General features: G+C 63.6%; 2 protein-coding genes and 1 pseudogene. 1 reads left to right on the forward strand and 2 read right to left on the reverse strand.

The window, feature by feature from the left end:
- Both MKK69_RS30240 and MKK69_RS30245 read right to left on the reverse strand, forming a co-directional pair.
- Positions 1 to 509, reverse strand: a pseudogene (locus MKK69_RS30240) (molybdopterin-dependent oxidoreductase); the annotation flags it as partial.
- 579 nt (positions 510 to 1,088) lie between these two features.
- The gene (locus tag MKK69_RS30245) at positions 1,089 to 2,141 is read right to left on the reverse strand and encodes a PAS domain-containing protein (RefSeq protein ID WP_243973867.1); all 1,053 of its coding nucleotides are present in this window, start codon (positions 2,139 to 2,141) and stop codon (positions 1,089 to 1,091) included.
- Between the two features lie 585 nt (positions 2,142 to 2,726).
- On the opposite strand from MKK69_RS30245, the gene MKK69_RS30250 reads away from it, so the two are divergent.
- Positions 2,727 to 3,194, forward strand: a 468-nt coding sequence (locus MKK69_RS30250; protein WP_243973868.1) for a Crp/Fnr family transcriptional regulator, incomplete at its 3' end; no start/stop codon positions are given.

The raw sequence follows: 3,194 nt of genomic DNA on the forward strand, positions 1-3,194 counted from the left end.
AAGGGCGCGCCGTTCGCGACCGGCAGGGGCTGCCCGTTCATCTCGTAAGCTAGGATTGTCTGCGGGTGAAAGGCGTCCACGAGGTCGATGCTCTCGTAGTACCGGACCGGCGACCCGCCGCTGGCCGCGGTGTCTTCCGATGCCTGCTGGCCGCCCGAGTCCTTCTTGCTCTCGCCACCGCCCGACTGCTTGGTCATGTTCGGGTTGGCATTGCCGGCAGGCGCCTCCTCCTGCGAACTGCTGTCACCTGCGGCGCCGTCGTCCTCACCATCGTCATCGCCACCCAGGTCCATGGTGTCGGCGCAGTGGAACACGACGAAGCGCGCCTCGGGCTTCAACCCGGCGCGGTTGAGGACGTCGGAGAGCGGTACGCCAGTCCACTTGCCGATGGCGCTCCAGCCCTCGACGCAGTCGTGCCGGGTGATCTGCGTCCGGGCGGGGAGCTTGCGGAGCTCGGCCAGGGACAGTCTGAAGGGCGCCTCGACGAGGCCGCCGACCTCCAGGTGGTACTTGGCCTTCGGGAAATGCATGTCAGCTTCTCCAACATGCATTTCCCGAAGCGGACTGGCAGTTTTCGGCCAAACCCTGCCATTCCAGACCGCAGCTTCGCGCCATGAGCGGACATCAGCTGACCGCCCGGTAGCGGACATTCAGTTTCAGGTGACCGTCCGTCCGGAGTCGACCCATTCGCTGACCCTGGGAATGTCCGCTAACGGGCAACTCGGTTGACCATCGCCTGCGACCAGGATGGGTGGTTTCCTGCACGACCGCTTCTGGAAAGCGGTTGCATCAAGCGGACATAGACGTGGGGACCCCTCACGACCCTTCTCGGAAGTTCAGAAGGTCTGTTTGCGGGCAGCCTGATCCAGTTCTGTGTCCGATCTTGACCGAACGCAGCGAGAGCTGGTTTGTATCTGCGAAGCTACGCGGTTCCGCAGCTCGACCTGACCGCGTGCGACCGCCAGCCCATTTACATCGTCGGCAGCATCCAGCCGCACGAGTTCGTGTCTGCTTTCGATGGTCGCAACCTGGTGCTTGTCCAAGCGGATTGGATCAGCGCTGAGCATCACGAGGTCTGCCAGCGTGAGTCAGGTCGCCTCCGTCTGCTTCAGCAGATCGATCGGTATAGATATCACCACGCGCAGGCCTTCGGGCCACCAGTGATAAGCGATCTTGCCGCCGAGCTGGCCGCCGACGCTGCGCTGGACCAAGGTTGCGCCGAACCCAGCATGTTCCGGCGGTTGCGCGATCGGCGGTCCACCACGCTCGCACCAGATCAGGCTGATGCTCTTGTCGTAGCGGCGACAGCTCAGACTGACAGTGCCTGTATCACCAGATAGGGCGCCATACTTGACCGCGTTCGTCGCGAGTTCGTGGATGATCAGCGCGAGGCTGGTCAACGCCGTGTCGCGAATTGGAACATCCGCTCCGCCGAAGAACCGGATACGGCGATGCGCGCTGCCCACGCCGTCGTAAGGCATCAGCAAGGCGCGCAGTAACGCCTGCAGGGTCTGCGCCGGACGCGGCGCAGCCTTATCCTGGGGCGACGCGTGCAGGTACTCCAGCGCCCGACCGAGGCTGGTGAACCGATCCCGCAGCGTCCGTGCATACGGCTGCACTACCGGGATGTCGCGTGCCGAGAGGGTGACGAGGCCGTTGACCAGGGCGAAGACGTTCTTCAGACGGTGGCTCAGTTCACGGCTGCGCAGTTCGTGATCGGCCTGGGTTTTCGCCGATGCGGTGATGTCCCGCGAGACCGCAAGCAGGCCGATGGGACCCCCGTCATCGTCCAGCATGCGCGAGAGGGCTACGTCCCAGTAGCGCGCCTCTCCGAAGATCCCCGGACGCCAATGGCTGAAGCGGGCGACGCCGGTCTCGCGCACGGCTTCGAGCCCAGCTAAAACGGCCGCCCGCGCCTCCTCGGGCCAGGATAGGGACCATGGTTCTCCCTCGTTCTCAGCGGTATCGCAGCTGCGCAGCTGCTGCAGCGCGGTCGGGTTGGCGAATTGGAGATTGCCCTGCGGGTCGAGTACTTCGATGCAGTCCGAGCTCGCCTCGACGATGCACCGGCTGAGGGTCTCAACGGACCACAGGCCACGCCGCACCGCCTCGATCGTTCCGGTGTCGAACAGGCGGTGCATTGGAGGTGACCGGCGTCGAGGCGAACCGTAGCCATTCGGCCCGGGGGACAGCGCCAGGGAGAGACGATCCCACAGAGCTCCTGTTGCCATTGCCGGCTCCCGCGCGTTGGTCTCGCATGACGAAGTGTCAATCTATCGTCAGGCTACGGAAACTGCGCTCCGTCCCCTTATCAAAAGACAATTGCGCGAACCTTTTACGAAAAATTAATCACCGCTTTGGGGTACCTGGCCTCTATTGAGGGTAAATTTCGGTGAAACCTGCTTTTTGATCGGATGGGGATCTCCGGTCACTGCCATGGGTAGCAAGCTGTAGCTGTGATGTTGCGAGCGCAGCGAGCTGCGCGAGCGTTCCTTGCCCCTTCATCGCCTGCACGGCTCCTTCCGACCCAACCGTACTCAAGCCCCGTCGCCCGGTTCGGGTGGCGGGGTCTTTTACCGGGCGGATTATCGATCACTGGACAGGGCGCAGGCATCCAATGTCGTGCTCGCGGTGTCGTCGCTAGATCGGCTGGGCTCGGTCTGGCGTTCCTTCGAGAGGCACCTTTCGAACGATCACCTCGTTCTCTGTATTGGGAGGGCGGTCTAATGCAGCAGGCGCTGACGCGGAAGCTCGAGAGCTTCGAACCCCTCTCCGACCAGGCCCGCTGGGCCCTGAACGGCCTGGTGCTCAAGGTCCGGCAGGTCGGCGCGCGTCAGGATCTGATCCGGGAAGGTGACAAGCCCGACAACGTCCTGCTGATCCTCGACGGCTTCGCCTGCCGCTACAAGATGCTCCCGGACGGCCAGCGGCAGATCATGGCCCTGTTGTTGCCCGGCGATTTCTGCGACCTGAACGTGTTCATCCTCGACGAGATGGATCACAACATCGGTACGATCTCGCAGTGCCAGGTCGTGGACATCCCCCGTCAGGCTATCGATGAGATCACGGCGCATCACACGAGCATCGCGCGCGCCTTCTGGTGGTGCTCCCTGGTCGACGGTGCGGTCCTACGAGAGTGGCTGGTCAACATGGGCGCACGCGCTCCGGACCAGCGCATCGCTCACCTCCTCTGC

It is taken from the genome of Methylobacterium sp. J-026 (genome assembly GCF_022829585.1).
GTDB lineage: Bacteria > Pseudomonadota > Alphaproteobacteria > Rhizobiales > Beijerinckiaceae > Methylobacterium.

Excerpts from the sequence above, each read along its gene's own strand:
- MKK69_RS30245 (WP_243973867.1), bottom strand. The coding sequence starts at position 2,141 with ATGCACCGCCTGTTCGACACCGGAACGATCGAGGCGGTGCGGCGTGGC.